This is a genomic window from Pseudomonas salomonii, assembly GCF_900107155.1.
In the GTDB taxonomy this organism is placed as follows: domain Bacteria; phylum Pseudomonadota; class Gammaproteobacteria; order Pseudomonadales; family Pseudomonadaceae; genus Aquipseudomonas; species Aquipseudomonas salomonii.
On record NZ_FNOX01000013.1, the window covers coordinates 204562 to 230561 of the forward strand.

Here is a 26000-nt window from a genome sequence, read left to right on the forward strand (position 1 = left end):
CGCGCCGCTTTTTGGTGTCGATCAACCTGAATGTTGTACCGAAGAGGATTAGGCCACCCCTATTCAGTTCAAAAGTAGCCATGCACGAACAATATCAGCCCCGTGAAATAGAAAATGCCGCCCAAACCTTCTGGGACGAGCAAAAGTCCTTTGAAGTCAGTGAACAGCCAGGCAAGGAGACTTACTACTGCCTATCGATGTTCCCTTACCCCAGCGGCAAGCTACACATGGGGCACGTGCGTAACTACACCATCGGCGACGTAATTTCCCGCTACCAGCGCATGCTCGGCAAAAATGTCCTGCAACCTATGGGTTGGGACGCCTTCGGCATGCCGGCGGAAAACGCCGCGATGAAAAACAACGTGGCGCCCGCCAAGTGGACCTACGAAAACATCGCCTACATGAAAACCCAGCTGCGCAGCCTGGGCCTGGCGGTGGACTGGTCCCGCGAAGTGACCACCTGCAAGCCCGATTACTACCGCTGGGAACAGTGGCTGTTCACGCGCCTGTTCGAAAAAGGCGTGATCTACCGTAAAAACGGTACCGTGAACTGGGACCCGATCGACCAGACCGTACTGGCCAACGAGCAGGTCATCGACGGTCGCGGCTGGCGTTCCGGCGCGGTGATCGAAAAGCGCCAGATCCCCATGTACTACTTCAAGATCACGGCCTACGCCGATGAACTCTTGTCGAGCCTCGATGACATGCCGGGCTGGCCTGAACAAGTCAAGACCATGCAGCGCAACTGGATCGGCAAATCCAAAGGCATGGAAGTGCAGTTCCCGTACAACGTCGATTCCATCGGCGAAGCGGGCGCACTGAAAGTCTTCACCACCCGCCCAGATACGTTGATGGGCGCGACCTACGTCGCCGTGGCCGCTGAACACCCGCTGGCCACTCAGGCTGCCGAAAATAACCCTGAGTTGCAGGCGTTCATCGCCGAATGCAAAGGCGGCAGCGTGGCCGAAGCCGACGTTGCCACCCAAGAGAAAAAAGGCCTGCCGACCGGCCTGTTCGTCGAGCACCCACTGACGGGCGAAAAACTGCCGGTGTGGGTCGCCAACTACGTGCTGATGCACTACGGCGATGGCGCAGTCATGGCTGTGCCGGCCCACGACGAGCGCGATTTCGAGTTCGCCACCAAGTACAGCCTGCCGATCAAATCCGTGGTGCGTACCAGTTCCGGCGAGACCAACCCGGCCCCGTGGCAAGACGCCTACGGCGAGCACGGCACGCTGATCAACTCCGGTGAATTCGACGGCCTGGACTTCCAGGGTGCGTTCGACGCCATCGAAGTTGCCTTGATCAAGAAGAACCTCGGTGCCTCGCGCACCCAGTTCCGCCTGCGCGACTGGGGCATCAGCCGCCAGCGCTACTGGGGCTGCCCGATCCCGATCATCCACTGCGAAACCTGCGGTGACGTGCCGGTGCCGGAAGATCAGTTGCCGGTGGTCTTGCCTGAAGATGTGGTGCCCGATGGCGCCGGTTCGCCATTGGCGCGCATGCCCGAGTTCTACGCGTGCGCTTGCCCGAAATGCGGCCAGCCTGCCAAGCGTGAAACCGACACCATGGACACCTTCGTCGAGTCCTCGTGGTACTACGCCCGTTACGCCTCGCCACACTATGAAGGCGGCCTGGTAGAAAAATCCGCAGCCGACCACTGGTTGCCGGTGGATCAATACATCGGCGGCATCGAACACGCGATTCTTCACCTGCTTTATGCGCGCTTCTTCCACAAGCTGATGCGCGACGAAGGCCTGGTGAGTTCCGATGAGCCGTTCAAGAACCTGCTGACCCAAGGCATGGTAATCGCCGAGACTTACTATCGCCGCGAAGCCAATGGCGCCTACACCTGGTTCAACCCGGCGGACGTCGAACTTGAGCGTGACAGCAAAGCCAAGGTAATCAGCGCCAAGCTGAAATCCGACGGCCTGCCGGTTGAAATCGGTGGCACCGAGAAGATGGCCAAGTCCAAGAACAACGGCGTTGACCCACAGTCGATGATCGATCAGTTCGGCGCCGATACCTGCCGCCTGTTCATGATGTTCGCCTCGCCGCCCGACATGAGCGCCGAATGGTCCGACTCCGGGGTTGAAGGTTCGCACCGCTTCCTCAAGCGCGTCTGGCGCCTGGCGCACGCCCATGTCAGCCAGGGTTTGCCGGGCAAACTGGACGTGGCGTCGCTGAGCGATGAGCAAAAAGCCATCCGTCGCAGCACCCACCTGGCCATCCGCCAGGCCAGCCAGGACGTGGGCCAGAACCACAAGTTCAACACCGCCATCGCCCAGGTGATGACGCTGATGAACGTGCTGGAAAAAGCCCCGCAAGCCACCGAACAGGACCGCGCGCTGGTACAGGAAGGCCTGGAAGCTGTGGTGTTGCTGCTGGCGCCCATCACGCCGCACATCAGCCATGAGCTGTGGAGCCGCCTGGGCCATAGCGATGCGGTCATCGATGCGCGCTGGCCGGTGCAGGATGAAAGCGCGCTGGTGCAGGACACATTGCAACTGGTTATCCAGGTTAACGGTAAACTGCGCGGCCAGATCGACATGCCTGCCAGCGCCAGCCGTGAAGACGTGGAAGCCGCAGCGCGTATCAACGAAAACGTGCTGCGCTTTACCGAAGGCCTGACGATCCGCAAAGTGATCGTAGTGCCGGGCAAACTGGTCAACATCGTCGCCAGCTAATCGGATCGGGCGCAGGGCTTGAGCCCTGCGCCGAACTAAACCTTTAAGGCCTCGATAAGGCCAACATGGTTTCAAGGGGAGCAACAAAATGATCAAACGCAATTTGCTGGTGATGGGCCTCGCTGTGCTGCTGAGCGCTTGCGGCTTCCAGCTGCGTGGCACCGCCACCAATGAACTGAGCATCAAGGAACTCGACGTCAGCGCGCGCAACGCCTACGGCGATACCTTGACCCAACTGCGCCAGACCCTGGAAAGCAGCGGTGTACGCGTGGGCTCCGGCGCCACTTACAAACTGAACCTGGTGGACGAGAAAGAAACCCAGCGTAACCTCAGCTACGCCAGTGCCGGCCGTGCGTCGGACATTGAGCTGAACACCCTGGTCGTCTATGAACTGCAAGGTCGCGACCACCTGCCATTGATGGGTGACAAGATTGAAGTGCAGAAAGTTGTCAGCCACGACGGTAACAACCTGGTGGGCTCGGACTCGGAGATCATCCAGGTTCGCAAGGAAATGCGTCGTGAGCTGATCCAGCGCCTGATGATTCGCCTGCAACAGCTGACGCCGGAAAAACTCGCCGCCTTGCAGCTGACCGCCGACAACAAGGCCAAGGCTGACGCCGACGCCCTGAAAGCTGCGCAGGAATACGAAGACAACACGCCGAAACAATCGCCTGCCGAAGTCCCTGTCGAGTAAGCCAGACGGGGCGCCCCTGGCGCCCCGTTCGCCCCGCCTATGAAACTTGCCCCCGCCCAACTCGCCAAGCACCTGCAAGGTGGCCTTGCGCCTGTGTATATCGTCAGCGGTGATGACCCGTTGCTGTGCCAGGAGGCGGCCGACGCGATTCGCAGCGCCGCACGCCGGCAAGGCTTCGATGAACGCCAGGTGTTCAGCGCCGACGCCAGTTTCGACTGGGGCACGCTGCTGCAAGCCGGTGCGAGCATGTCGTTGTTCGCCGAGAAACGCCTGCTGGAACTGCGCCTGCCTTCGGGCAAGCCCGGCGACAAGGGCGCGGCGGCGTTGATGGAATACTGCTCACGCCCCGCTGAGGACACGGTGCTGCTGATCAGCTTGCCCAAGCTCGATGGCAGCGCGCAGAAAACCAAGTGGGGCAAGGCGCTGGTAGAAGGCCCGCAAACCCAGTTCATTCAGATCTGGCCAGTGGACAGCAACCAGCTGCCGCAGTGGATACGTCAGCGCCTGTCGCAATCAGGGCTGTCGGCAACGCAAGATGCCGTCGAGCTGATCGCCGCCAGGGTCGAGGGCAACCTGCTTGCCGCCGCCCAGGAGATCGAAAAGCTCAAGCTGATGGCCGAAGACGGGCAGATCACCGTCGAAACCGTCCAGGGCGCAGTCGCTGATAGCGCGCGCTTTGATGTGTTCGGGTTGGTGGACGCGATTCTCAATGGCGAACCCGCCCACGCCCTGCGCATGCTCGAAGGCTTGCGCGGCGAAGGCGTGGAACCCCCGGTGATTCTGTGGGCGCTGGCTCGTGAGCTGCGAGTGTTGGCCAATATTGCCCTGCAATACAGCCAAGGCACGCCGCTGGACAAGTGCTTCAGCCAGGCCAGGCCGCCGGTGTGGGACAAGCGCAAACCCCTGATGAGCAAAGCCCTGCAACGCCATTCGGCGCAACGCTGGGCGCAGCTGTTGCTGGAAGCGCAGCGCATCGATGCGCAGATCAAAGGCCAGGCGGCGGGCTCGCCGTGGATGAGCCTGAGCCGTTTGTCACTGTTGATGTCTGGCCAACGTCTGACACTGCCTGCCGAATAACCCCCTCTCTCGTAAGCACCACAGTCCCAATGTGGGAGCGGGCTTGCTCGCGAATGCGGTGTATCAGTCAACAAACTCAGTGACTGACACAACCCATTCGCGAGCAAGCCCGCTCCCACATTTAGATCCCGTTTACACTTCTTGAAACTCGCCGGGCTTTACAGCCGCGCCACTTCGGCAGATGATTTGCACCGCTTCACCCCACCTCAAGAGAGCAATGAACATGAGCAAAAAGCCATCCAAGCATGGCCCCAACAAGGCCAAATCCATCATCGCCCAGCCACTGTTCCGCAGCCGTCAGGAACGCGCCGGCAAGGGCAAAGGCAGCTACCGCCGCGAAGCCTTCCAGTCTAATAGCTGGGAGGCTTCTTACTTTCTGGCTGCCTGAAGGCAAGTGCCCCTCCGGCATGATAAGGTCGGTACTTGATTTGTAATCCCTGGACCTGTGCATGCCCTCTAGCCTTTCCCGTCGTTGGCACCTTCGCCAACTGATCGCTGCCTCCAGCCTCATTCTGCTTGTCGCCTGCGCCGAGAAACCCACCGCCGCGGACGCGCAACCCCTGCCAAAGCTCCAGACCGTGCCGGCCGTCGCGCCTGCCGTGGTCCCCCCTTTGGCCGTGGACAACCTTGATATCCAGCCGACCCAGACCTTTGCCGAATGGCAGGCTGGCTTTCGTGCACAAGCCCTGAGCGCGGGGATCACCCCCGCCGTCTTCGATAACGCCTTTGCCGGCGTGACGCCCGACATGGCAGTGATTCGCGCCGATCGCAGCCAACCGGAATTTTCCCGCCCGGTATGGGAATACCTCGACGGTGCCCTGTCGCCGGTACGCGTGCGTAATGGCCAAGCCTTGCTGATCAAGTACGCCGATATCCTGCAACGCATCGAAGAGCGTTATGGCGTTGACCGCCAGGCACTGGTTTCGGTGTGGGGCATGGAAAGCAACTTTGGCCAGTTCCAGGGCAATAATTCGGTGATCCGATCGCTCGCGACCCTGGCCTATGAAGGCCGCCGCCCGGCGTTCGCCCAGGCGCAACTGCTGGCGGCGCTGCAGATCATCCAGCACGGCGATATCTCTGCCGACCAGATGAAAGGTTCGTGGGCCGGGGCCATGGGCCAGACCCAGTTCATCCCGACCACCTACAACACCCATGCCGTGGATTTCGATGGCGACGGTCGCCGCGATATCTGGAACAGCCCGGGCGACGCCCTGGCCTCCACTGCGCACTACCTGCAAAGCTCCGGCTGGCAGCGTGGCCAGCCGTGGGGCTTTGAGGTGAAACAACTGCCGGCGAACTTCGATTACGCCCTGGCCGACGGTGGCATCCGCAAGAGCGTTGGCGAGTGGATGAGACTCGGCATTCAGCTGCCACCTGGCGCGAGCATGCCACCCAACGTCGAACAACTGTCTGCCGCCCTGCTGCTGCCGGCCGGCTATCGTGGCCCGGCATTCCTGGTGCTGGATAACTTCCGCGCGATCCTCAAGTACAACAACTCATCGTCCTACGCGCTGGCCGTGGGCCTGCTCTCTGAGCGGTTTGCTGGCGGTGGTGTGATTCGTGGCGATTGGCCCAAGGATGAGCTGCCGCTGAGTCGCTCTCAGCGCATCGATTTACAAACAGTGCTCAGCGCCAAAGGCTATGACGCGGGCAACCCGGACGGGATTATCGGCGCCAACACGCGCAAGGCGATTCGGGCGGCGCAGCAGTCGTTGGGTTGGCCCGCGGATGGGTATCCGACGGTGAAGCTGCTGGAGTCGTTGCAGAGCCGCTGAGGACACGATCGTTCCCACGCGCTGCGTGGGGGAATGCCGCCTTGGACGCTCTGCGTCTGCTCTTGAGGGGGTGACGCGGAGCGTCACAGGATGCATTCCCACGCAGAGCGTGGGAACGATCGACTCTCAGGCCTTGAACACTACATCCTGCTCCAACACCAACTGCTGCTCCCCCGCATCCAACCGCACCAGCGCGCCCAGCGGCAGCGTCAGGTTCGGGTCGCAGTGCCCACTGCGCCAGCCGGATAACACCGGAATACACAGCGGCTCGAAGGTCTGTTTGAGCAGCCGCTCCAACGCCGCCTTGTCCACACCCGATACATCCCCGACCAGCACACCGGCGACCTGGCACAGCTTGCCCGCCAGGCGCAAATGGGTCAGCAGCCGGTCTATTCGGTAGAGCGGCTCGTTGACGTCTTCGATAAACAGAATGATGCCTTCCGCGTCAATCTCAAACGCCGTGCCCATCACCGCTGCAATCATCGACAGGTTGCCACCGAGCAAACGCCCGCAAGCGATACCCGGCTCAATCGTGGTCAGCGGATAAGCAACCGGGTGTGCCAGCACGCTGCACTCGCTCAGTTGCCCGCGCAGCATGCTGAACAACGATGACTCGGTGGGCTGCTGTTTGTCACCGAGCAGGTCAGCGTTGAGCATTGGCCCATGAAAGGTCACAAAACCCGCGTAGCGGTTGATGGCCAGGTGCAATGCGGTGATGTCGCTGTACCCCACAAATGGCTTGGGGTTGGCACCAATCAGGTCGAAATCGAGCGTGTCCAGTAATCGCGGGGTGCCATAACCGCCCCGCAGGCAGAAGATGGCATCGATTTCGGGATCGGCAAACGCCCCATGCAAATCGCGCAGGCGCACCTCGTCGCTGCCGGCCAGGTAGCCATCGCGCTCATACACACCGGGAAATATGCGCAGCTCATGGCCACGGGCGCGCATCCACTGGCCGGCTTTTACAACATCCAGTGCGGCAGGGCCGGCGGGAGCGATCAGGCCAATGACGCCTTCGGGGCGCAGGGCAGGCACGGCAGCCGAGAGTTGAGTCGTCATCCATGGTTCTCCGTGGTTGGATACCCAGGCACTCTAGCCAGTGATGGTTGCAAACAGAAGGGAGAAAAGGAGGGAAACTCTGTAGGAGCAGTTCGGCTGCTCCTACAGAGGGAAAGCGCTTACGAAACCAGGCTCGCCTTGACCAGCTTGGCTTGCTCATCGGCGTGGTACGAGGAACGTACCAGCGGGCCCGAAGCCACGTTCTTGAAGCCCATCTTGTAACCTTCCTCGGCGAACCAGGCGAAGGTGTCCGGGTGCACGAAACGCTGCACCGGCAAGTGGCTGCGCGACGGTTGCAGGTACTGGCCCAGGGTCAGCATGTCGATGTCGTGTTCGCGCATGCGCTTCATGACTTCGATGACTTCCTCGTCGGTCTCGCCCAAGCCCAGCATCAGGCCGGATTTGGTCGGGATGTGCGGCATCATCTGCTTGAATTTTTGCAGCAGGGTCAGCGACCACTGGTAGTCCGAACCCGGACGCGCGGCCTTGTACAGGCGTGGCACGGTTTCCAGGTTGTGGTTGAACACATCCGGCGGCTCGGCCGCGGTAATTTCCAGCGCGACGTCCATGCGGCCGCGGTAGTCCGGCACCAGGGTTTCGAGCATCACGTTCGGCGACAGCTTGCGGATCTCGCGGATGCAGTCGGCAAAGTGCTGGGCACCGCCGTCACGCAGGTCGTCGCGGTCTACGGAAGTGATCACCACGTATTTGAGTTTCAGGTCGGCAATGGCAATCGCCAGGCTTTCCGGCTCGTTGACGTCCAGCGGCTTCGGCCGACCGTGGCCAACGTCGCAGAACGGGCAACGACGGGTGCAGATGTCACCCATGATCATGAAGGTGGCGGTGCCGCCGGAGAAGCACTCGCCCAGGTTCGGGCAGGAGGCTTCTTCGCACACACTGTGCAGCTTGTGTTTGCGCAGCAGGGCCTTGATACGGTCGACTTCCGGCGAAACCGGGATGCGCACGCGGATCCAGTCGGGCTTCTTCGGCAGTTCGGTGGTCGGGATGATTTTCACCGGGATGCGTGCAACCTTCTCGGCGCCGCGCAGCTTGACGCCGGCTTCGACCTTCGCACGCGGGGCCGGGGCCGGACGCTCGGTGATGTCCAGCGTCGGGATCATGGTTTGCACTGCATCAGTAGTCATAATCAGTCGATTCCGCCCGTAAGGGTCGTCTGCTCAGCATAGTCGAGGTGTTTGACGAGCTGCGCACGCAGCCGGGCACTTACCTCGGCAAATTTAATCGGTGTGGCGTGGTCGCTCAGTTGCGTCATCGCCAGCCCGGCGTAACCGCACGGGTTGATGCGCCGAAACGGCGCCAGGTCCATGTCCACATTCAGGGCCAGCCCATGAAAGGAGCAACCATGGCGAATGCGCAAACCGAGGGAGGCGATTTTCGCGCCGTCCACGTATACACCGGGTGCATCGGGCTTGGCCGCGGCGGTGACGCCGTAACTGGCCAACAGCTCGATCAGGCAAGCCTCCATGCGGCTTACCAGGTCACGTACGCCAAAACCCAGCTTGCGCACGTCCAGCAGCAAATAGGCCACCAGCTGACCAGGGCCATGGTAAGTCACTTGGCCACCTCGGTCGACCTGCACCACCGGAATATCACCCGGCAGCAGCAAGTGCTCAGCCTTGCCGGCCTGGCCCTGGGTGAAGACCGGCGGGTGTTCCACCAGCCAGATTTCATCCGGGGCCGAGCTGCCGCGCTCGTTGGTGAAGCGCTGCATGGCATGCCAGACCGGCTCGTAGGCCATCTGGCCGAGCTCGCGAAAGCCCAGAACCTGTGACATCACAACACCATGTGTACGAAGCCGGTGGCCCGCAGTTCACTGTTGATGTCGTAGAGCTGGTCTTGACCGGTCGCAACGATGTGCAACTGGATCGTGGTGTACTTACCGTTGGAGCTCAAACGCTCGTCCACCCGGTTGTCGTTGATCGTCGCGTGTTTACGCACGATCTCGAGAATCTTGTCTTTGTTGCCCACACCGGTATCGCTGATCACCTTGACGGGATAGTCCACGTTGGGGAATTCGATCTTTGGCGCCTTTACTTCTACTTCTTTATCGGTCATGGCAGAACAGCCTCGTAAGCGCTAAGCCGTGGCGACGGGCAAAGCCCCGCGCTGGATCAACGCGGGGCTTTGCAGGTGCGCACAATCAGTTGAACAAGCCGTAGAAGAATAGACGGATGCTATCCCACACGCGGCGGAAGATACCACCTTCGTCAACGGCGTCCAGTGCGATCAGGTCGGCGCTGTGCACCACCTTGTCGTCCAGCTTCACTTCGACTTTACCGATCACGTCACCCTTGGCGATTGGGGCTACCAATTGCGGGTTCATGGTCATGCTGGCAGCAAGCTTTTTCAGCTGGCCTTTAGGCATGGTCAGGGTCAGGTCATCGGCCAGGCCGGCCTTGACTTGATGGGTCGCGCCTTTCCATACCGGGGCTTGAGCCAGCTCAGCGCCCTTCTGGTAGAAGGTCTGGGTTTCGAAGAAGCGGAAGCCGTAAGTAAGCAGTTTTTGCGTCTCCGCCGCACGGGCCTGCTCGCTGTTGGTGCCAAATACCACGGCGATCAGGCGCTGGCCGTCACGTACAGCCGAGGACACCATGCAGTAGCCGGCTTCTTCGGTGTGGCCGGTTTTCAGACCGTCGACGGTCTTGTCACGCCACAGCAGCAGGTTGCGGTTAGGCTGCTTGATGTTGTTCCAGAAGAATTCCTTCTGGGAGTAGATCGCATAGTGCACCGGGTCGACACGGATGATCGCGCGAGCCAGCAGGGCCATGTCATGAGCCGACGAGTAGTGCTCCGGGTTCGGCAGGCCGGTCGGGTTCATGAAGTGGCTGTTGGTCATGCCCAGGTCGCCGGCGGTCTTGTTCATCAAGTCGGCGAACGCGTCTTCGCTGCCGGCGATGTGCTCGGACAGGGCCACGCTGGCGTCGTTACCGGACTGGATGATGATGCCGTGCAGCAGGTCGCTCACAGTAACTTGCGAACCAACCTTGATGAACATCCGCGAACCGCCGGTGCGCCAGGCGTTTTCGCTGACGGTAACCGGGTCATTCTCGCCGATCTGGCCGCGACGGATTTCCAGGGTCGCGATGTAGGCCGTCATCAGCTTGGTCAGGCTGGCCGGGGGCAGGCGCTGGTCACCGTTGTTCTCGACCAGCACGTTGCCGCTGGCGGCATCCATGAGGACCCAGGCCTTGGCGGCCAATTGCGGGGAAGCTGGCACCATTTCAACCGCCCAGGCGGCCGGGGTGATGATCAGCGAAAGAAGCAGGCACGTGCGTTTGGCTAAGGTGGTGATGTTCATCCGTCTCTCGAAATTGCTTATGGAAACTTGCCCTCGCGGGCAAAACTATTCAGACAGCCCGCTGCCAGACTGTCGCGTGTTCGGTTGCCCGCTCACCCCTTGCCCCTGGGTTTTTATTGTTCACGAGCCAACAACCTGGGTTCAGGCGAACCTGAACCATCAATCCTTTACTTATTCAGCCGTGACGACGCTGGGTTGCCCCAGGTTGGCCAGGCGCACACTGTTCTGTACTTGCGCCACTTCGCTTGGCGAACCAATCGGCCCCATGCGAACACGGTGCAGGGTTTGCTGGTTACGCACGATGGAGCTGATAAATACGGGCGCGCTGACCATGCCGCTGAGCTTGGACCTTAACAGTTCTGCCGCATCCGGGTTGGCGAAAGCGCCGACCTGCAGGTACTGGCCACCCACTGTAGATGCCCCTGGCGCTGCATGCGGCACCACCACTGTGTCCGGTGCGTGCTGCGCCGGTGGCGGTGTCCACTGCTCGATCTTGCCCGTCGAGGCGGTCACTTGCGGTTGCGGGGTTTGTGGCTCGTTGAGCATCAAGGGTGCCGGTTTGCCACGCTGAGCCCAATACTGCGCCGGGTCGATACCTTCAACTTTCACACGCGCGGTGCCGGTTTCGGCATAACCGAGTTTCTTCGCGGCGGCGTAGGACAAGTCGATGATCCGGTCCGAATAGAACGGCCCACGGTCGTTGACCCGCAGGATCACCGTGCGGTGGTTGTCCAGGTTGGTCACGCGTACATAGCTGGGCAGCGGCAAAGTCTTGTGGGCCGCGCTCATGCCGTACAGGTCATACACTTCGCCGTTGGCGGTGTTCTGGCCATGGAATTTGGTGCCATACCAGGACGCCGTGCCCGTTTGCGAGTAGGTCTTGGATTCCTGCAGCGGGAAGTAATTCTTGCCCAGCACGGTATACGGGTTGGCCTTGTAAGGCCCGGTGTGCAGGGTCGGCGTGGCATCCGGGATCTTCGATACATCGACATCCCACCACGGCGCGCCGTCTTTGTGCGCGCGGTTGATGTCCAGGCCCGGCTGGGCGCGCACGATAGCCCCGCCCTTCGGCGCCGGAGCACGGCTGGTGGTGGAGGAACAACTGACAACCAGCAAGGACAACGCGGCGAACGCCACCAGCTTGAGCGGTTTTTGGAACGGCGATACCCGCATTACTTGTTGCCCCGTGCTTGGACCAGCATGTCTGACAGCTGATGCACGGCCATGGCGTACATCACACTGCGGTTATAACGCGTGATTGCGTAAAAATTCTTCAGGCCCATCCAGTATTCCGGGCCGTTTGCGCCTTCGAGGCGGAACGCCGTCACCGGCATATCATCGCGTGGCGCATTCTGACTCGACCAGCCCAGCGCTCGCAACTCCCCGACGGTCTTGACCGGCTCAATACCTTGGGTCAAACCTTCGTCGGCGCGCTCGCCGGTGACATCGGCGCGGATCACCACCGGTTCGCCAGCCACCCAGCCATGGCGCTTGAAGTAGCTGGCCACGCTGCCGATGGCATCGTCCGGGTTGCTCCAGATATTGATGTGGCCGTCACCGTCGAAATCCACCGCATAGGCGCGGAAACTGCTCGGCATAAACTGCGGCAGGCCCATCGCACCGGCGTAGGAGCCCTTGAGCGTCAACGGGTCGACCTGTTCTTCCCGGGCCAGCAGCAGGAATTCACGCAGCTCCTTGCGGAAAAACTCGGCACGCGGCGGGTAATCGAAGCCCAGGGTCGACAAGGCGTCGATCACCCGGTAACTGCCGGTGTTGCGCCCGTAGAAGGTTTCGATACCGATGATGGCGACGATAACCTGGGCGGGCACGCCGTATTCCTGCTCGGCGCGCGCCAGTACCGCTTCGTGCTGGCGCCAGAAGTCCACGCCACGCGCCACGCGGGCGTCGGTGAGGAACATCGGGCGGTAGTCTTTCCACTGTTTGACGCGCTCGGCGGGACGCGAGATCGCATCAAGGATCGCCTGCTTGCGCTGGGCTTCACGGAACACGCCCATCAGCTGTTCACCGGCAAAACCGTAGTCGCGGGTCATTTCACCGACAAATTCGGCGACCTGGGGTGAACCATCGTAGTCACCGGCCTGCACCTCTTGCGTCGCGCCCAGGAGCCCAATCAGGCCCATCCAGGACGCGTGCCGAGTCGCCCAGCCGCGCATTACTTGCATTGACATCTTCACCTTATTCAAACCTGCGCGATCCACTTGCGATGCGTGTGAATCGACATCAAAACCCCAAACGCTGACATCAATGTCACCAGCGAAGTTCCGCCGTAGCTAATGAACGGCAACGGCACCCCAACCACCGGCAACAGGCCACTGACCATACCGATGTTGACGAAAACGTAAACAAAAAAAGTCATGGTCAGGCTGCCGGCGAGCAACTTGCCGAACAGCGTCTGCGCCTGGGCGGTAATCACCAGGCCGCGACCAATCAACAACACATAGATCAGCAACAGGGCGCAAATGCCCACCAGGCCGAACTCTTCGCCCAATACCGCAATAATGAAGTCGGTGTGGCTCTCGGGCAAAAAGTCCAGATGCGACTGCGTGCCCAGCAACCAGCCCTTACCAAATACGCCACCGGAACCGATGGCCGCCTTGGACTGGATAATGTTCCAGCCAGTGCCCAGCGGGTCGCTTTCCGGGTCAAGGAAGGTCAGGATCCGCTGCTTCTGGTAGTCGTGCATAAAGAAGAACCACATCGCCACGGCGACTGGGATAGCGGCGGCCAGCACGCTGAGGATCCAGCGCCAACGCAGCCCCCCCATAAACAGCACGAACGCGCCGCCCGCGAGGATCAGCAGCGAGGTGCCGAGGTCGGGCTGGCGCACGATCAAGATAAACGGCACGCCGATCAGGATAAGGCTCACCCCCACGTGCTTGAGTTGCGGCGGCAAGGTGCGCTTGGACAGGTACCAGGCGATGGTCGCCGGCATCAGGATCTTGAGGAATTCCGAGGGCTGGAAGCGAATCACCCCAGGTATGTTGATCCAGCGCGTCGCGCCCATCGCGTTGTGGCCCATGACATCCACCACCACCAGCAGCAATACGCCGACGACATACCCCAAGGGCACCCAGCGCGCCATGAACCGCGGCTCCAATTGGGCGATCACCACCATCGACAACAGACCCAGGCCGAACGACGACGCCTGCTTGATCAGCAAGTCCCAGTTCTTGCCGCTGGCCGAATACAGCACGAACAGGCTGCCGGCCGCCAAGGTCAGCAGCAGGATCAACAACGGGCCATCAATGTGCATGCGCTGCAGTAACGTCGCACGGCGACGCATCACATCCTCACTGGAGAGGATGCGGTCAAAATTACTCTTCACGGGCCGTAACCTCGGTGCTTGAAGGGGGGCCGCCATATTCGGGTTTGAGCCTGCCGTCGTCGGCCAACAGCCAGGCGTCCATGATCTGACGCACCACAGGCGCCGCAACGCCGGAGCCGGACTCGCCGTTCTCGACCATCACCGCCACCACGATTTTCGGCGCGTCGGCCGGCGCAAACCCGACAAACAAGGCGTGGTCGCGGTGACGTTCCTGAACCTTGGAGCGGTCGTACTTCTCGCCCTGCTTGATCGCAACCACCTGGGCCGTGCCGCTTTTGCCGGCAATACGGTACTGCGCACCGGCTGCGGCCTTGCGCGCCGTACCACGGGCGCCGTGCATCACTTGCTGCATGCCGTGGTTGACCTTGGCCCAGTCGGACGGGTCGCGCAGCACGATGTCGGGAATCGGGTTTTCATCCACAGGTTTCTGACCTTCGATGGTCTTGGCCAAGTGCGGGCGGTTCCACACGCCTTTGTTGGCCACCAGCGCGGTGGCCTGGGCCAGTTGCAATGGCGTGGCCTGCATATAGCCCTGGCCGATGCCGAGGATCAGGGTTTCACCCGGGAACCACGCCTGGCGACGGGTCGCGCGTTTCCACTCCCGCGACGGCATCAAGCCAGGGGATTCTTCGAACATATCCAGGGAGACTTTCTGACCAAGGCCGAACTTGCCCATATAGGCAGACAGCCGATCAATCCCCAGCTTGTGGGCCAGGTCATAAAAATAGGTGTCGTTGGAGCGCATGATCGCGGTGTCCAGGTCGACATAGCCGTCACCGGTGCGGTTCCAGTTACGGTATTTGTGATCGTAGTTGGGCAGCATGTAGTAGCCGGGGTCGTACACGCGGCTCGAGGCCGTGACCACACCCGAATCCAGACCGGCAATCGCCACCGCCGGCTTGATGGTCGAACCCGGCGGGTACAGCCCGCGCAGTACGCGGTTGAACAGCGGCCGATCGATGGAATCACGCAACTCGGCATAGGCCTTGAAGCTGATACCGGTCACAAACAGGTTCGGGTCGAAACTCGGCTGGCTGACCATCGCCAGTACTTCGCCAGTGGCCGGGTCAAGCGCCACCACGGCGCCACGACGACCGCCGAGAGCCATCTCCGCGGCTTCCTGCAACTTGATATCCAGGCTCAGCACAATGTCTTTGCCGGGGATCGGGTCGGTGCGCTTGAGCACACGCAGCACGCGGCCACGGGCGTTGGTCTCAACTTCTTCGTAACCCACCTGGCCGTGCAACTCCGGCTCGTAGAAACGCTCGATGCCGGTTTTGCCGATATGGTGGGTGCCGCTGTAATTCACCGGATCGAGGCTTTTCAGCTCTTTCTCGTTGATGCGCCCCATGTAGCCGACCGAGTGCGCGAAGTGTGCCCCTTGCGGGTAATGCCGCACCAACTGCGCCACCACTTCCACACCCGGCAAACGGAACTGGTTCACCGCAATGCGCGCGATCTGTTCTTCATTGAGCTCGAACAGGATCGGCACCGGCTCAAATGGCCGACGCCCCTGTTTCATGCGTTTTTCGAAGATCACGCGGTCTTCCGGCGTCAGTTGCAGCACCTCGACGATCACGTCGAGGACCTGCTGCCAATCGCCGGAACGCTCGCGGGTCATGCTCAGGCTGAAACTGGGCCGGTTGTCTGCTACCACTACGCCATTGCGGTCGAAAATCAACCCGCGGGTCGGCGGGATCGGCTGCACATGCACCCGGTTGTTTTCCGACAACGTGGAGTGATAGTCGTACTGGATCACCTGCAGGTAATACAGGCGCGCAATCAGCACCGCAATCAGACCCACCACCAAAAAAGCGCCAAACACCACGCGTGCGCGTACCAGACGTGCGTCTTTCTCGTGGTCCTTGATGCGGATCGGCTGGGTCATCGGCAATGGCGCAGATTATTTGTGGTAAGGGTGCCCGGACAGAACTGTCCAGGCGCGATACAGCTGTTCACCGATCAGAATCCTTACCAACGGGTGCGGCAACGTGAGTGCCGACAGCGACCAGCGCTGGTCCGCCCGCGCGCAGACTTCCGGCGCCAGCCCTTCGGGGCCGCCGACCATGAAGTTGACGGTACGCGAGTCCAGGCGCCAGCGGTCCAGTTCGACCGCCAACTGCTCGGTGCTCCAGGGCTTGCCGTGCACCTCGAGGGTGACGATGCGCTCGTTGGGGCCGACCTTGGCCAGCATGGCTTCGCCTTCCTGACGGATAAAGCGCGCCACGTCGGCATTCTTGCCCCGGGTGTTGAGCGGTATTTCCACCAGCTCCAGCGACAGCTCAGCGGGCAGACGCTTGGCATACTCGTGCCAGCCTTCTTCCACCCACTTGGGCATGCGTGAACCGACAGCGATCAGACGCAGGCGCACAGCCGTTCCTTATTCCTGGTCTTTGTTGAGCTTGTCGAAGTGCGCGTGGCCCACTTCCGGGCTGTGGTGCTTGCCATCCGCCGCGCGGCTCTGCTCGGCGCCTTTCCACAGACGCTCCAGGTCGTAGAACTGACGGGCGTTGCTGGTCATCATGTGAACGATCACGTCGTCCATGTCCAGCAGTACCCAGTCGCTGTCGCCCTTGCCTTCTTCACCCAGTGGCTTGACGCCCTGGGCTTTGACGGCTTCGCGAACCTTGTCGAGCATCGCGCCGATCTGGCGGTTGGACGTACCAGTGGCAATGATCATGTAGTCGGTGATGCTTTGCTTGTCGCGCACGTCCAGTACCTGGATGTCCTGGGCTTTAACGTCTTCCAGGGCCGCCACGGCGACTTTTACCAGCTCTTCGCCAGCCAGCTCTGGGCCGGTGTGCGCTTCTACCGGCAGCGGGGCGCTTTTGAAAGTGCCTTTGCGCTTAACTTTGCTTACGTCTTTGTTCGTCATATAAAACTCGTTTTGCTCGTATGTTCGGGCGCTCGCTGCACGAATGTTCGTGCGATCAAGCGCGCCTTTTCAGTTCGACGCACGGTAAAGCCCGTGCGCATCGATGTAGGCCAGGACCGCGTCAGGCACCAGGAAACGTACCGACTTCCCGCTGGCCAGCAGTTGACGGATCTGGGTGGCGGACACCGCAAGCGGGGTCTGCCAGACGAATGCAATATTCCCGTTCGGCCCGGTCAGGGCCAAGGGGTCACTTACCGACCGCGCGGCCAGCAGGTTGCGCAAGGCATCCGGCGGTTCGCTGTCGGCATCCGGGCGTTGCAAAACCAGGATGTGGCAATGCTGGAGGAGTTCCTCCCAGCGATGCCAAGAGGGCAGGCCGCAAAATGCGTCCCAGCCCAAAAGCAGAAACAACTGGTCATCTGCGGCCAACTCGGCGCGCATCAGTTCCAGGGTGTCGACAGTGTAGGACGGTTTATCGCGTTTGAGTTCGCGGTCGTCCACCACCAGCGGCGATATACCTTCTACAGCCAGGCGCACCATTTCCAGGCGTTGCTGCGCAGACACCTGCGGCATATCGCGATGGGGCGGGCGCGCATTGGGCATCACACGCAACTCATCCAGCGCGAGGGCATCCGCGACTTCCAGGGCACTGCGCAAATGGCCGATGTGCACAGGGTCGAAGGTGCCGCCGAGCAGCCCGATGCGTTTACCCGTCAAGTGCGCACATGACCGTCGCCGAACACCACGTACTTCTCGCTGGTCAGGCCTTCCAGGCCGACCGGGCCGCGTGCGTGGAGCTTGTCGGTGGAAATGCCGATCTCCGCCCCCAGGCCATACTCGAAGCCGTCGGCAAAACGCGTCGAGGCGTTGATCATCACCGAGGCGGAATCCACTTCGGTGAGGAAACGCCGGGCATCGCTGAAATGCTCGGAAACAATGGCGTCGGTGTGCTTGGAGCCGTATTTGTTGATGTGTTCGATGGCCTGGTCCAGGTCGTCGACGATGCGAATCGACAGGATCGGCGCCGTGTACTCGGTGTACCAGTCGTCTTCAGTGGCTTCGATCACGTCAGCGCCCAGCAGTGCACGGGTGCGTTCGCAGCCGCGCAGTTCCACGCCCTTGTCACGGTAGATGGCAGCCAGCGGCGGCAGCACGCGCTCGGCAATGCCGACGTGCACCAGCAGGGTTTCCATGGTGTTGCACGGGGCGTAGCGGTGGGTCTTGGCGTTGTCGGCGATACGGATCGCCTTGTCGAGGTCGGCCGCGATGTCGATGTACACATGGCACACGCCGTCCAAGTGCTTGATCACTGGCACCTTGGCATCACGGCTGACGCGTTCGATCAGGCTCTTGCCACCACGCGGCACGATCACGTCGACGAATTCCGGCATGGTGATCAACGCGCCTACGGCAGCGCGATCAGTGGTTTCCACCACCTGCACCACTTCAGCCGGCAGCTCGGCCACGGCCAGGCCCTGCTGAATGCACACAGCAATGGCGCGGTTGGAATGGATCGCCTCGGAACCGCCACGCAGGATGGTCGCGTTGCCCGACTTGAGGCACAGGCTCGCAGCGTCGATGGTCACGTTCGGGCGCGACTCATAGATGATGCCGATCACACCCAGGGGCACGCGCATCTTGCCCACCTGAATGCCGGACGGCAGATAGCGCATATCGCGGATTTCACCGATGGGGTCAGGCAGCTTGGCCACCTGACGCAGGCCTTCGATCATGTCGTCGATACGTGCCGGGGTCAGCGCCAGGCGGTCCAGCAGGGCCGGCTCCAGGCCATTGGCGCGGCCGTTGGCCAGGTCCAGTTCGTTGGCGGCGGCCAACTCGGAGCGCGAAGCATCCAGAGCATCGGCGGCAGCCAGCAGGGCACGGTTCTTCTGCGCAGTGCTCGCACGGGCGATCAACCGCGAGGCCTGCCGGGCAGCGCGACCCAGGCGGGTCATGTAGTCAAGAACGGACTCAGTCATGGTCAGGGAGTCTTGGCAAAGAGGAAAGCGGCAGATTATAGCTGTGACGCCGCCCGACTGACAGCGGTGAGGGGCGGATGGTCGAAATGAACTGTAAAAACTTGGGGTTCAGCGGTAATTAAGGTGGGAGTTGTTATTATTCGGTCACATTTAGCCGTATTAACCTGTGCCGCCATGTCCAGTTTTGCCCCACAGCTCCCCGCCAGCGCCCTGCCCGACAGCTTCTTCGACCGTGACGCGCAAATACTTGCGCGCCAATTGCTCGGCAAAGTCATCCGCCACCGCGTTGGTGAAACCTGGCTTTCGGCGCGAATTATCGAAACCGAAGCCTATTACGTGGCCGAAAAAGGCAGCCATGCCTCACTCGGCTACACAGAAAAGCGTAAGGCTTTGTTTCTGGATGGTGGGCACATCTACATGTACTACGCCCGTGGCGGCGATTCGCTGAACTTCAGCGCCCACGGCCCCGGCAATGCGGTGCTGATCAAGACGGTAGCTTTTAACCTGTGATTTTTTGGGTGTCGTTTCATCACTGGGATCATACCTAACCCCCCGGCTTTTCTCACAGCGTATGCGGCATGCGATGGATCATGACGGCTCCACTTGACCAACTACTCCGATCAATGACAATGGCGGAAATATTAGGAGCGGTCATGAACGCAAATCGGATTTTGGTAGGGGTCTGGGCCGCCGTTGGTGTGGGGGTTGTCGTTGCGATTGGGGTGCTCGGTGCTTATGGGCATTACCTTGGCCCAGTTTCTCGGAACGCCACAGATTGGGGAAGCTTCGGATCAGTGATGGCGGGGGCGTTCACCCTACTCAGTTCGTTCGCGACCATTGGAACGTTACTATTTCTTTACCTTCAACAATTGAAGGGTGAAGAACGCCAGATTTTACTGGACATAGAAAATCAGGATAAACAGCAAAAGCACGACATTGTTGTCGAAAAGCAGTTGGCTGCTTTGACATTTGAACAATACCTTAATCATCGAAAGGTTTTTATTGAAAGGCTAAATGAACAATCCGTTTTTTTTAGGGGGGATATAGGCTTCGCTGATCCAGATAGGGTCTACACAGCAATGTTTGCTAAAAACAGCCCTAGCCATTGTGAGTATAAGGTTGAGATCGGTAAGCCGGAAAATGCCAAAGCCTATGACCTTACGGACTGTCTAGCGATTTACGCCTCTATTAGCGAGCTATTAGAAAATTACCGCGACATGGAAAAACACCTAGTTCTTGTTCAGAAAATTGTTCACCTGCAAGGCTGTCTCGGAATGACTTATGTCGGGGCACATAAAGAAGGTGATATTTTCTTTATGGGTCTGAATGCAGGGCTAAATATATACGACATATCAAAAACATTGCAGAGAATAGAACGGGTTCTCAACTCAATTCTTTTTTTCACTGGAAACGAAAAGGCTGCCTCAATTCAGCATAAAGGACAAAGCTCACTTATTCGTGATGGGCTTTATAAAACTCTAACGGAGTATCATCGAGCGAAAGGCGGGATTGAACTGCGATTTCAAATTGAGGCATTGCCTTATCTTCACGAACTTTATGAGATTAGTCAGATCCACTTCATAGTTACGGAAAGAATTCTCGAGAAAACCTATTTCGCACTGGCAACCATGTTTTGCAGTCATTGCGAAATAGAAAAACTTGCAGATTTCGACTACGCAGATGAATTAACAACTATTATCCTTCGCGAAATTGAAACGGCAAAAAATCAATACGCTGATAACCCTGATGAAATGAAAATTTTGAACAGAGCCGACAGTTGTCTCTGGGCGGCAATGAACCACCTTGGAGTAACTGAATAAAAATATCAGGTAACGCTATTTACCTATTTGATCAAGGCGGTAGCGTTTAACCTGTGATTTTTTGGGTGTCGTTTCATCACTGGGATCATACCTATCCCCCCGGATTTTCTCACTCCGTGGGTATTGGCCCGGTTGCGAACGCCCGGCCAATGATGCGTTAAAAGCTCTTGTAGTCCGATCAGGGTGGTTTGATGTGCGGGGACTTGTACCCGTGCAGAAAATCGCCGGGAATGGCTTCTATGCCTGCAATAATCCGTTGCTTTTGGCATTACAGATACACGCTTCGCGTTTGGCGTGCGGTGGCTCGCCTATTCTGGTGATCGCTTCGCTTTTTTAAAAGAAAGTTCAAAGGCGAAATAAACCGCCAAGGTATCAAGGTTATTCCGCTAGGGATAAAACGGAAAATTTACATAAGAAACGAAAAAAGCCCTTTATTGGGCCTTTTGTTTTTGACAGGTCTTAATATTTAACCCAGTCAACTAAGTCTCTATAATGCTTAATTTTATCATTAAATACGGCCATAAACTCAACGCCGCCGAGTTCAAAGCATGGGTGAAAAAGTGATTGTCTTGTTGCTTTCTTTTCTTGGCTTTCTACTTCTTGATAATCGTAAGCCTTACTACCAGCGATCAAAGTGAAGTAGCCAATGTTGCATTTTATTTTCTTGAAAACTCGACCGTTTTTCACAAGCGATATTCTTACAACGTATTCTCTTCTAACTTCTTGATATTTGAAAAAGTCAGTTTCAGGCTTATCTAAAAATACCTCCCACACTGCCGGGTCAAAATTGATTTTATTGGTGGCGTTCTTCTCAACATCTGATGCAAGATAATCAGTATATTTTTTTGTTTGAGAGAGCGAAGAAACTGGCTTATATGCTTTTGCAACGCAAAGTTTTATCGCCGCAAAATCGTAATCATATTCGTCAAGGTCAATAATATGAATTTTTTTTGCTCTCGCCTCTGTGTATTCATCAGACTTAAAATAGTCCTTAAATACAGCATTGGCGACATTTATGCCCGTTGAGTAATTACTGATAATGAGATATTTATTTAGTCTATGATTAGAATAGGTTTTGTCTTTACTTAATACAGCAGCAGAACGGAACGCATCATAAGCTAATTGTCTAACGTCAAATTTTTTTGGTTTAGTGATAATTGTTTTTAACATAAGTCTCCTTTTTTAATTTCTTACTTTTATTAAATCATATTAAAAGTTCTTGTCAAATTAAACCGCCAAACTTTTTAGTGTGAAAGATATTATTGTCAAACCCTATTTTAAAATAAAGTTCGACCATAAATATATTTTAAACATGCTATTGACACGCAGTTAAAGGCTTAATCAAGCCATTAAATGACCGTCGCAAAAATGCGAAAACTCAAAAATATCAAAATTTTCTAAAAATAAATTAGACAAAACTTTGTATAAATTATTTTCACGGAATAAACCGCCAAGGAATTGAAGACATAAAAAAGCCCCGGTGAAGGGGCTTCAAGGTGTCGCTAGGTTTTAGATTTTTTCGGCTTTCAACTTGTCGATCAAATCTTCAAACGTATCAACCTCGTGTTTCTGCATCAAGTCAGCCAAAAACAAAGAATAGGTTTTGAAACCTTTGTCTTTCATAGCTTGACTAGCAATGCCTTGCTTCGACTTCTTCAAGATGAACTCAACGCCATCTATCTCAACTTTATACTTCGTCGTAGGCTCCTTGGGTGCCTTTGGTGCGTTTTCGCTCACGCTCTTGCCGGTTTTAGCTGGGGTTTCTACTTTGTAGTAGGAAAGCACCACACCAACAAAATCAGCCTCGTTGTAGCCGTGTTTTTCACGCAAAGCATCCAGCTCTCCAACCAGATCAAGAACCTTAGCTTCGTTGGCGTCAGCTTTTAGGCTTTCAATCTGTGCTTCCAATGATTTTTGCTGTGCGAGTAGGTCAAGCAATTTAGACATTTTCAACGATCCTTGATGGTGTTCGCCGGATCATAATTTCAAAAAAAAATCTTGTCAAAATAAACCGCCAAGGTTTAAGCAGTTAAGGTTTTGATTTTAGATCCACCAGATGAGCTTTTGACGTTCTGCCCTACATCTTCTTAATACATTTACGAAGTAAATACCTTTTCTTTCCCTGAAACGTTCAAATAAGACCGAAAAAATAAGGAAATCTTGAAAATCTCGGTTAACGCTCCTTATAAAAATATGGGTTTATGGTTAACGCTCCTTATAAATCCACATACAAAAATGCTTTAAAAGCTGAATAAAAATTCAGCACAATAATATAGTTAACGCAAATTATAAAAGTTTTCCTGTTCTCTCTTGAAATTATCTTTTTTTATGATTTCATATAAGTATTAACAGGCGAAAAAATAACCATGAAATATTCATTAAAAACAAAAGAGAGAAAAGTATTTTCATTAAATACGTTTGTATCAGTGCCAAAAGCGTTTCTAGCGTTGCCGCTGTTTAACATAGCAAATCAGTCGGAAGAGTTAGCCGATAAGATAACAATACCAAAATATCAAAACATGCGTGATATTGTCATGAATTCATCATCATTAACTATATTCAATGATTTTGAGTTCTTTCTTTTTATTCTACGCAAAGTAATAAACAGCAATAGCACTGAAATCGAGTTTGCAACCAAAGAATTGATGGACGATCTAAAAATTGCCAATAACCAGCGTCCCAATTATTTAAAAATCTTTCAAGCGTCCATGATTAAGCTTGGACAAATAAACGTCTCCTATAAAGAAAAACGCGATGATAAAATTGTTGCTGTTGTATTTTCTTTTATTGAGGGCGAGCTAGAAAAAGACAAATGCACAATCTCTGTTTCAAAAAGATTTATTGAGTTTTTTGGAAGTCTAAAAGAGCTTTACGAAATAGATCCTAGAATACTCGGCAAACTAACAAATGAATATCAAAGAATGCTTTATGTTTTGTATGTGTGTAACAGACGTAATGACGTGAATTATTTCAGTGTTGAAATGTTGAAGCAGCGTTTCAGGATCAATAGTGAAAAGATGCCCGATAAAACGTTCGTATTGAAAATAAGAAAAGCAAATATAGCTCTTCAAGCAATGGGCTTTATAGATGGTTTCACAGAGACAAAAAAAGAACCTGAAAAATTGCGTAGTCAAACAATTAGATTTGATGTGAGTTACAGCTATAAAACTCTTTACAAAAAAAACGATAAAAAGAAGAGTGCGGAAGGGTCGAATTCAGACGATTTTGATCGTGAGTTGAGTGAAGATTTTTACGAAGAAGTTGAAGAGCCAAAAGCACCTAATAAATTAACAGATGATGGGGACGAAGAATGGATATAAATGAAATTAAAGAAATAGATTTGAAGCACGTCAGCCTAGCAGCTACGGGCTTGATTAAGCAGATTGAAAGCATATTGCCAACGATCCCTAACGACCGCGTTAGACAGATGGTGGCGGTTAAACTAAGCACCGCCATCAGCGAGGGTGGAAATGAGGCCATGTTGCGTCAAATTCTGTTGTTGGCTGTTACAGCAATCGAAAGTAGCGAATTGATCGAACATAAAATGACTACCGGCGATCTTGAATACAACCCTTTTACCGGGGAAATACTCAGCGAAATAAACGTTTTACCAGCCGTTGTTGCAGTCATAAAAGTGCAAAAAGAAGTATTGAAAAGCAAAGCACCGAAAGCCACACCTAATGAACAAAAGCCGCCAAGCTCAGCGGTTTAACATCGATCAGGAGAATGATGAACGAAACATTATCAAACTATGAACTTGTGAGATGTATAGCCTGTTTACTTGGGCTTATGGGTTTCATAATCATGTTCAAAATTATAGTTTTAAAAGAAAAGAAATCTGTAATAACGGAAATCGCTGAATTTAGCTTGATATTAGTCTTATTTCTATGCCCTGTTGCTGTTGAATTATATTTCAATGATCCTTGCAAAATTGACGAATTTAATGGTAAGACGAAAACTTATGAATGTCTTGATAGTGAGCTTATTCAGATCATCGAAAAAAATATGAAACATCGATCAGGAGCAAGATGAATGTAAGAAATATAATCACTTTTTTAACGCTGCTTTTCCTTCCTATCGTCGCATTCGCTGACGGTGATGCAACCGCCGCCCGTGTTGAATTGATTTCATCAAATATCGGACTGATCAAGCTCGTAGTTTTCTTGATCGGATTTGTCTTGTTTGTTAACGGTGCATACAAGCTGAAATTGCTAACCGATGAGGGCGGAAAAATGGGTAAAAGTGTTCCGCTTATTTACATCATCATCGGGGCTGTTCTTATGAACGTCACGTTAGCCATTGGCGTGTTCGGAAATACTTATTTCAAGGCCGGGGATTTCTGTTTTGTCGTGTCCGAAGGTGCGATAAATAACGCCTGCATGAATACCGAAGTTTCGGGGCTTACGGGTGAATTGAAAGCCAGAATTGAAAAGCTTTCGAGCGGAGGCACAGCCGAAAAATTCTTGGAAAATATCCAAATAATTATTGGACTTTTTCAAATTATTGGATTGATTTATTTTTCAGTTGGGGCATATGGAATTGCACAAGTGTCAAATGGCTCATCAAAAGAAAGTGGATATGGTAAGCCAATTATAACCATGTTTGCATCTGCGTTGATTGTCGATATACCGCACACCGCTCAAATGGCAATCAATACGTTGCACGATATAGGAATTAACTTTTAAACAACCATGGGGGAAATTATGAAAAATACGATGTTGCTTTTGACGCTTTTATTTTCAGTTAATGCTTTTGCCGGTAATTCAATGCCGGTGTTTATTTGGTCAGGTAAGTGCTTGGGTGGCAACTGCACCATGTCCGAAATTGAAGCTGAAAATAAAGAGAATGCTAGAAGATCAGTTCAGTATATGTTGGATATGGAAGAAGTAGAAAGAGAGATGGACAGACAATTCACACGGGAACATCAGGAAGCCCAAGCAAGAGCTGATGCCGTCCCAAAAGATGTATATACACCAAAAGGGCCAGTTATCACATGCGTGCAAGAAGTTTATGAAAAAGCCACAGGGATTTTAGGCGATGATGCAACGAACCACATCGACGTTTCTATTATTTCGCCGGGTAAATGTAGTTTTGAAGTAAAAGAATTCGGAGACTTTGGACGTGGTTGCGACAATCTAGCCGCTCTTTCTAGCATTGCAAAAATGGGATTTTATCAAGAAGAACAATGCAGATATGAAGCCGAAAGCTGGAAAGTATATTTACAGTATCAAGACGTAATTTATACCCCTGAATGGACTAATGCACTAAGTCGCGAATATCACAAAAAGTTGGAGCCAATTAAACAAAAACACAGAGACAACGTTGCTAAATTGCACGACCAAGAAAAAGTATTAAATAAATAAACATAG

General features: G+C 55.4%; 26 protein-coding genes and 1 pseudogene. 12 read left to right on the forward strand and 15 right to left on the reverse strand.

All coding sequences use genetic code 11. The features are described from left to right. The first annotated feature begins 80 nt into the window (after positions 1 to 80). The 5 genes from leuS to BLV67_RS26700 all read left to right on the forward strand — a co-directional run bounded on the left by leuS (position 81) and on the right by BLV67_RS26700 (position 6233). On the forward strand, positions 81 to 2687 hold the full coding sequence (gene leuS / locus BLV67_RS26680; RefSeq protein WP_069786448.1) for a leucine--tRNA ligase: 2607 nt from the start codon (positions 81 to 83) through the stop codon (positions 2685 to 2687). An 88-nt stretch (positions 2688 to 2775) separates the two neighbouring features. Further along, entirely contained in the window at positions 2776 to 3381 is a 606-nt protein-coding gene (locus tag BLV67_RS26685) for an LPS-assembly lipoprotein LptE (RefSeq protein WP_065911232.1), read from the forward strand. Positions 3382 to 3420: 39 nt separating this feature from the next. After that, entirely contained in the window at positions 3421 to 4458 is a 1038-nt protein-coding gene (holA, locus tag BLV67_RS26690) for a DNA polymerase III subunit delta (protein WP_065911233.1), read from the forward strand. A 223-nt stretch (positions 4459 to 4681) separates the two neighbouring features. Next, complete coding sequence (arfA, locus tag BLV67_RS26695; protein WP_003176285.1) at positions 4682 to 4846, forward strand: alternative ribosome rescue factor ArfA; 165 nt, start codon at positions 4682 to 4684, stop codon at positions 4844 to 4846. 61 nt (positions 4847 to 4907) lie between these two features. Then, the gene (locus BLV67_RS26700) at positions 4908 to 6233 is read left to right on the forward strand and encodes a lytic murein transglycosylase (protein ID WP_065911234.1); all 1326 of its coding nucleotides are present in this window, start codon (positions 4908 to 4910) and stop codon (positions 6231 to 6233) included. 126 nt (positions 6234 to 6359) lie between these two features. Here the strand turns inward: BLV67_RS26700 and BLV67_RS26705 are convergent, their stop codons facing one another. From BLV67_RS26705 to BLV67_RS26765, 13 genes are all read right to left on the reverse strand, one after another. Further along, positions 6360 to 7292: a S66 peptidase family protein gene (locus BLV67_RS26705; protein WP_069786447.1), complete on the reverse strand. Its 933-nt coding sequence runs from the start codon at positions 7290 to 7292 to the stop codon at positions 6360 to 6362. 119 nt (positions 7293 to 7411) lie between these two features. Then, positions 7412 to 8413, reverse strand: a complete 1002-nt coding sequence (lipA, locus tag BLV67_RS26710; protein WP_057444888.1) for a lipoyl synthase — start codon at positions 8411 to 8413, stop codon at positions 7412 to 7414. Between the two features lie 26 nt (positions 8414 to 8439). Further along, positions 8440 to 9087: a lipoyl(octanoyl) transferase LipB gene (gene lipB / locus BLV67_RS26715; protein WP_016973912.1), complete on the reverse strand. Its 648-nt coding sequence runs from the start codon at positions 9085 to 9087 to the stop codon at positions 8440 to 8442. Then, on the reverse strand, positions 9087 to 9368 hold the full coding sequence (locus tag BLV67_RS26720) for a DUF493 domain-containing protein (protein ID WP_017136054.1): 282 nt from the start codon (positions 9366 to 9368) through the stop codon (positions 9087 to 9089). Before BLV67_RS26720 ends, lipB begins: the two co-directional genes overlap by 1 nt. 85 nt (positions 9369 to 9453) lie before the next feature. Continuing rightward, on the reverse strand, positions 9454 to 10611 hold the full coding sequence (locus BLV67_RS26725) for a D-alanyl-D-alanine carboxypeptidase family protein (RefSeq protein WP_065911237.1): 1158 nt from the start codon (positions 10609 to 10611) through the stop codon (positions 9454 to 9456). Positions 10612 to 10782: 171 nt separating this feature from the next. Then, the gene (locus tag BLV67_RS26730; RefSeq protein ID WP_065911238.1) at positions 10783 to 11784 is read right to left on the reverse strand and encodes a septal ring lytic transglycosylase RlpA family protein; all 1002 of its coding nucleotides are present in this window, start codon (positions 11782 to 11784) and stop codon (positions 10783 to 10785) included. Next, positions 11784 to 12794: a lytic murein transglycosylase B gene (mltB, locus tag BLV67_RS26735; protein ID WP_017136051.1), complete on the reverse strand. Its 1011-nt coding sequence runs from the start codon at positions 12792 to 12794 to the stop codon at positions 11784 to 11786. Before mltB ends, BLV67_RS26730 begins: the two co-directional genes overlap by 1 nt. Before the next feature lie 17 nt (positions 12795 to 12811). Continuing rightward, positions 12812 to 13915, reverse strand: coding sequence for a rod shape-determining protein RodA (gene rodA, locus BLV67_RS26740; RefSeq protein WP_065911239.1), 1104 nt, complete (start codon positions 13913 to 13915; stop codon positions 12812 to 12814). A gap of 31 nt (positions 13916 to 13946) precedes the next feature. Beyond that, positions 13947 to 15845: a penicillin-binding protein 2 gene (gene mrdA, locus BLV67_RS26745; protein WP_065911240.1), complete on the reverse strand. Its 1899-nt coding sequence runs from the start codon at positions 15843 to 15845 to the stop codon at positions 13947 to 13949. A 15-nt stretch (positions 15846 to 15860) separates the two neighbouring features. Continuing rightward, on the reverse strand, positions 15861 to 16328 hold the full coding sequence (gene rlmH / locus BLV67_RS26750; RefSeq protein WP_003176297.1) for a 23S rRNA (pseudouridine(1915)-N(3))-methyltransferase RlmH: 468 nt from the start codon (positions 16326 to 16328) through the stop codon (positions 15861 to 15863). Between the two features lie 9 nt (positions 16329 to 16337). Next, positions 16338 to 16832: a ribosome silencing factor gene (gene rsfS / locus BLV67_RS26755; RefSeq protein WP_010206793.1), complete on the reverse strand. Its 495-nt coding sequence runs from the start codon at positions 16830 to 16832 to the stop codon at positions 16338 to 16340. 69 nt (positions 16833 to 16901) lie between these two features. After that, positions 16902 to 17549 carry a nicotinate-nucleotide adenylyltransferase gene (gene nadD, locus BLV67_RS26760; RefSeq protein WP_069786446.1) on the reverse strand — a complete coding sequence of 216 codons (648 nt, stop codon included), beginning with the start codon at positions 17547 to 17549 and terminating at the stop codon, positions 16902 to 16904. Next, on the reverse strand, positions 17546 to 18811 hold the full coding sequence (locus BLV67_RS26765; RefSeq protein ID WP_056861962.1) for a glutamate-5-semialdehyde dehydrogenase: 1266 nt from the start codon (positions 18809 to 18811) through the stop codon (positions 17546 to 17548). The genes nadD and BLV67_RS26765 overlap by 4 nt, the downstream gene beginning before the upstream one ends. Positions 18812 to 18985: 174 nt before the next feature. Between BLV67_RS26765 and BLV67_RS26770 the strand changes: the two are divergent. Together BLV67_RS26770 and BLV67_RS26775 are read left to right on the forward strand one after the other, a co-directional pair. Further along, positions 18986 to 19303 (forward strand): annotated as a pseudogene (locus BLV67_RS26770) (DNA-3-methyladenine glycosylase); the annotation flags it as partial. A 161-nt stretch (positions 19304 to 19464) separates the two neighbouring features. Further along, on the forward strand, positions 19465 to 20631 hold the full coding sequence (locus tag BLV67_RS26775; protein WP_069786529.1) for a hypothetical protein: 1167 nt from the start codon (positions 19465 to 19467) through the stop codon (positions 20629 to 20631). Positions 20632 to 21090: 459 nt separating this feature from the next. Here BLV67_RS26775 and BLV67_RS26780 read toward each other — a convergent pair whose 3' ends face one another. Beyond that, the gene (locus tag BLV67_RS26780; RefSeq protein WP_069786445.1) at positions 21091 to 21801 is read right to left on the reverse strand and encodes a hypothetical protein; all 711 of its coding nucleotides are present in this window, start codon (positions 21799 to 21801) and stop codon (positions 21091 to 21093) included. Between the two features lie 339 nt (positions 21802 to 22140). Continuing rightward, positions 22141 to 22578 (reverse strand): hypothetical protein, encoded by a 438-nt coding sequence (locus BLV67_RS26785; RefSeq protein WP_069786444.1) that lies wholly within the window; start codon positions 22576 to 22578, stop codon positions 22141 to 22143. Between the two features lie 419 nt (positions 22579 to 22997). Here BLV67_RS26785 and BLV67_RS26790 point away from each other — a divergent pair, with 419 nt between their 5' ends. The 5 genes from BLV67_RS26790 to BLV67_RS32730 are packed head-to-tail and all read left to right on the forward strand — an operon-like array spanning position 22998 to position 25994. Beyond that, on the forward strand, positions 22998 to 23951 hold the full coding sequence (locus BLV67_RS26790; protein ID WP_069786443.1) for a RepB family plasmid replication initiator protein: 954 nt from the start codon (positions 22998 to 23000) through the stop codon (positions 23949 to 23951). Beyond that, entirely contained in the window at positions 23942 to 24343 is a 402-nt protein-coding gene (locus tag BLV67_RS26795) for a hypothetical protein (protein ID WP_069786442.1), read from the forward strand. The genes BLV67_RS26790 and BLV67_RS26795 overlap by 10 nt, the downstream gene beginning before the upstream one ends. Positions 24344 to 24360: 17 nt before the next feature. Continuing rightward, positions 24361 to 24663, forward strand: coding sequence for a hypothetical protein (locus BLV67_RS26800; protein ID WP_069786441.1), 303 nt, complete (start codon positions 24361 to 24363; stop codon positions 24661 to 24663). Beyond that, positions 24660 to 25316: a hypothetical protein gene (locus tag BLV67_RS26805; protein WP_069786440.1), complete on the forward strand. Its 657-nt coding sequence runs from the start codon at positions 24660 to 24662 to the stop codon at positions 25314 to 25316. The genes BLV67_RS26800 and BLV67_RS26805 overlap by 4 nt, the downstream gene beginning before the upstream one ends. Positions 25317 to 25334: 18 nt before the next feature. After that, on the forward strand, positions 25335 to 25994 hold the full coding sequence (locus BLV67_RS32730) for a hypothetical protein (RefSeq protein ID WP_141722698.1): 660 nt from the start codon (positions 25335 to 25337) through the stop codon (positions 25992 to 25994). Positions 25995 to 26000: the final 6 nt, after the last annotated feature.

Excerpts from the sequence above, each read along its gene's own strand:
- BLV67_RS26780 (WP_069786445.1), bottom strand. The coding sequence starts at position 21,801 with ATGTTAAAAACAATTATCACTAAACCAAAAAAATTTGACGTTAGACAA.
- lipB (WP_016973912.1), bottom strand. The coding sequence starts at position 9,087 with ATGTCACAGGTTCTGGGCTTTCGCGAGCTCGGCCAGATGGCCTACGAG.
- lipA (WP_057444888.1), bottom strand. The coding sequence starts at position 8,413 with ATGATCCCGACGCTGGACATCACCGAGCGTCCGGCCCCGGCCCCGCGT.
- rodA (WP_065911239.1), bottom strand. The coding sequence starts at position 13,915 with ATGCGTCGCCGTGCGACGTTACTGCAGCGCATGCACATTGATGGCCCG.
- BLV67_RS26775 (WP_069786529.1), top strand. The coding sequence starts at position 19,465 with ATGAACGCAAATCGGATTTTGGTAGGGGTCTGGGCCGCCGTTGGTGTG.
- BLV67_RS26785 (WP_069786444.1), bottom strand. The coding sequence starts at position 22,578 with ATGTCTAAATTGCTTGACCTACTCGCACAGCAAAAATCATTGGAAGCA.
- arfA (WP_003176285.1), top strand. The coding sequence starts at position 4,682 with ATGAGCAAAAAGCCATCCAAGCATGGCCCCAACAAGGCCAAATCCATC.
- leuS (WP_069786448.1), top strand. The coding sequence starts at position 81 with ATGCACGAACAATATCAGCCCCGTGAAATAGAAAATGCCGCCCAAACC.
- BLV67_RS26765 (WP_056861962.1), bottom strand. The coding sequence starts at position 18,811 with ATGACTGAGTCCGTTCTTGACTACATGACCCGCCTGGGTCGCGCTGCC.
- mrdA (WP_065911240.1), bottom strand. The coding sequence starts at position 15,845 with ATGACCCAGCCGATCCGCATCAAGGACCACGAGAAAGACGCACGTCTG.
- holA (WP_065911233.1), top strand. The coding sequence starts at position 3,421 with ATGAAACTTGCCCCCGCCCAACTCGCCAAGCACCTGCAAGGTGGCCTT.
- BLV67_RS26725 (WP_065911237.1), bottom strand. The coding sequence starts at position 10,611 with ATGAACATCACCACCTTAGCCAAACGCACGTGCCTGCTTCTTTCGCTG.
- BLV67_RS26805 (WP_069786440.1), top strand. The coding sequence starts at position 24,660 with ATGAATGTAAGAAATATAATCACTTTTTTAACGCTGCTTTTCCTTCCT.
- BLV67_RS26700 (WP_065911234.1), top strand. The coding sequence starts at position 4,908 with ATGCCCTCTAGCCTTTCCCGTCGTTGGCACCTTCGCCAACTGATCGCT.
- rsfS (WP_010206793.1), bottom strand. The coding sequence starts at position 16,832 with ATGACGAACAAAGACGTAAGCAAAGTTAAGCGCAAAGGCACTTTCAAA.
- BLV67_RS26685 (WP_065911232.1), top strand. The coding sequence starts at position 2,776 with ATGATCAAACGCAATTTGCTGGTGATGGGCCTCGCTGTGCTGCTGAGC.
- BLV67_RS26705 (WP_069786447.1), bottom strand. The coding sequence starts at position 7,292 with ATGACGACTCAACTCTCGGCTGCCGTGCCTGCCCTGCGCCCCGAAGGC.
- BLV67_RS26790 (WP_069786443.1), top strand. The coding sequence starts at position 22,998 with ATGAAATATTCATTAAAAACAAAAGAGAGAAAAGTATTTTCATTAAAT.
- BLV67_RS26795 (WP_069786442.1), top strand. The coding sequence starts at position 23,942 with ATGGATATAAATGAAATTAAAGAAATAGATTTGAAGCACGTCAGCCTA.
- BLV67_RS26730 (WP_065911238.1), bottom strand. The coding sequence starts at position 11,784 with ATGCGGGTATCGCCGTTCCAAAAACCGCTCAAGCTGGTGGCGTTCGCC.
- BLV67_RS26720 (WP_017136054.1), bottom strand. The coding sequence starts at position 9,368 with ATGACCGATAAAGAAGTAGAAGTAAAGGCGCCAAAGATCGAATTCCCC.
- mltB (WP_017136051.1), bottom strand. The coding sequence starts at position 12,794 with ATGCAAGTAATGCGCGGCTGGGCGACTCGGCACGCGTCCTGGATGGGC.
- BLV67_RS32730 (WP_141722698.1), top strand. The coding sequence starts at position 25,335 with ATGAAAAATACGATGTTGCTTTTGACGCTTTTATTTTCAGTTAATGCT.
- BLV67_RS26800 (WP_069786441.1), top strand. The coding sequence starts at position 24,361 with ATGAACGAAACATTATCAAACTATGAACTTGTGAGATGTATAGCCTGT.